2 protein-coding genes and 1 pseudogene are annotated in these 2,263 nt (G+C 42.8%); all 3 read right to left on the minus strand.

Features of this window, described 5'->3' with window-relative positions:
• Window positions 1–81: 81 nt before the first annotated feature.
• Window positions 82–486, minus strand: a pseudogene (locus tag PG883_RS23270) (integrase core domain-containing protein); the annotation flags it as partial.
• A gap of 259 nt (window positions 487–745) precedes the next feature.
• Entirely contained in the window at window positions 746–1,387 is a 642-nt protein-coding gene (locus PG883_RS23275) for a flavodoxin family protein (protein WP_247157277.1), read from the minus strand.
• A gap of 117 nt (window positions 1,388–1,504) precedes the next feature.
• The gene (locus tag PG883_RS23280; protein ID WP_247157278.1) at window positions 1,505–2,089 is read right to left on the minus strand and encodes an NAD(P)H-dependent oxidoreductase; all 585 of its coding nucleotides are present in this window, start codon (window positions 2,087–2,089) and stop codon (window positions 1,505–1,507) included.
• Window positions 2,090–2,263: the final 174 nt, after the last annotated feature.

The raw sequence follows: 2,263 nt of genomic DNA on the forward strand, positions 1-2,263 counted from the left end.
GTTTATTTGTAGAAGTTCATACTTGATTTGATTGTATAGATCTAGTTATCACCTGACACCGGCCTCAAACCGGTGTCTTGTTTACGCTACTTTAGTGCGCACTTCCTTCGGTATCAATTTCAGACCCTTAATGAACATGCTGTAGGGAGTCTGTCCTTTCATCATCCTGCCCTGATGTGGCCGCTGGGTGTTGTAGTGATCCAGGTAGCTGTTCAGGTCTGTCTGCATCTGCTCCACCGACTCATACCAGGTTGTCCTCCCCTTGATACGGAAGTGTTCGTCCAGCAGTGTGTGATGCAGTCGCTCGATAAAGCCGTTGCTCTGCGGTCTGCGCCCCTTGGTGGTCCGGTGCTCAATCCCCTCCAGTTGTAGGAACAGCTCGTAGGGATGGTGGTCAGGGCGCCCACAGAACTCGCGCCTGTTGTCCGATAAGATGGTATAGACCCGAGCCTCATGGGCTTCGAAGAACGGCAGTACCGTTTCATTGTTGATCAGATCACCAAGTCCTTAGTTAGTTCAATTTAAGCTGCATCGATTTGGGCAACAACGCCATTCGGCAGTAAATGAGCGACGTAATCTTGTCATTGAACACCTCAGGTCATGGTGGCGACTGTACCACCTAAAATGGTGTCCGGGATGATTAAACCACTACACAGATCTCCTCTAATCTAAACGGCTTCTTAACTTCTGTTTTTCGCGAGAAAATTTGTTGTGCCATCGCCATACCTCATGTGGTCTAATACTCTCAGTTTAAAATTTCTTCCCATTTATGGTTAAGCTGTGATAAGGCATCACTTACTTCGGCATTAACTTCTTGTTTGCTTTTTTGCCAAAAAATTCGACCACGTTGCACAAACAACATATCTAGGTACTCACCATTTTGTGTGGTAACACGATCGGCAAACTTCTCAATTATTGCTGGCTCGTAACGACTGTTGCCCGTCATCATCAAGAAGACTTTCTTACCATAAAACTGCTGACTATTCACAAACGTCCACATAGGCACCGCAGGCCTAAACCACCATGTTGGAGTGCTGAGTATAATCAACTCATATTGCTGTAAATCAATCGGATCATGGATAAGGTCTGTAATTTCAAGCTCTACCAATGCGTCATCAGAAGCTTGTTTTAAGCCGCTTAAATCATTGATATATGTGGGTGCTTGAATGGTGATTAGGTCTGCATCAAAAAAGTTCGCCGCTTCTTTTGCTACTGCTTCTGTATTCCCTGTTCTTGAATAGCTGACTACTAAGGTTTTGGCCTGTTTTTTACTTGGTTTTTTGTAATCAGCTGAAGCAACCCAATAAGTCTGAGTTCTGTAGTAGTGATAACCTGCAATGATTGCCGCAAGGCAAAAGACAGCTAGAATAATCATCGACTTTGACATATTGACGGATCTATCATTTCACGGTTTTTTAGTGCCATATGTTGGCATCTGGAACAGTGATATTAGAAAAAAGACAGCAAAGCTTTTGTCTTGCTGCCTTTTAAGTGTGGAGAAATTTTAAGCAAACAGTTGGGAAATGTGCTTGTCAAAATTCGCGAAGTCTTGTTCAATAGTTGGGTTTTTAATTACATCATAGGCTGCAAAGCCTGGTAAAGAATCAAAGCCATTAAATTGATATACTTTGTGTAGCCACATAAATAAACCGTCGACACCTTTACCTTCAAAAAACTCATTAGTATCAAAAGCATACTTAGGCGCATTAAGTGTTACGGATAGCATGAATTTTTTACCTTTCTCAACACCGCCAGAACCATAACGTTGGCTGGGGTCATCGATTACTCGACCATCATGATGAGCTAGCTTACCGCCTAAACCTGCTGTAAATACTTCATCAATGTACTTCTTGAATAGCCATGGTGCACTCATCCAAAACAGTGGCGTTTGTACAATCACCACATCTGCCCATTGATGTTTATCTATTTCACTATTAACATCATACTCTTCGTCAATAACTGTTGTTTGAACGTTATAGCCTAGCATGGTTAAACGATCTTCTGCGACAGAGGCAAAAGATTGATTCAGTTCACCTTCCGCAAAGTTTTCCCAACGTTGGTGTGCATTGATAATTAGTGCATTCTTCATATTCATTTGCCTTATTGGGTAAGAAAATAGAGCAGCAACAACTTGTCCACGGTAATCCTCCCGCTAAGGAAGGTGCGAACAAGTCCCTGATATGAGATCATGTTTGTCATCTGGAGCCATGGAACAGGGTTCATCATGAGTCATCAACTTACCTTCGCCGACAGTGAATTCAGC

It is taken from the genome of Aeromonas sp. QDB25 (genome assembly GCF_027707725.1).
Taxonomy (GTDB): domain Bacteria; phylum Pseudomonadota; class Gammaproteobacteria; order Enterobacterales; family Aeromonadaceae; genus Aeromonas; species Aeromonas caviae.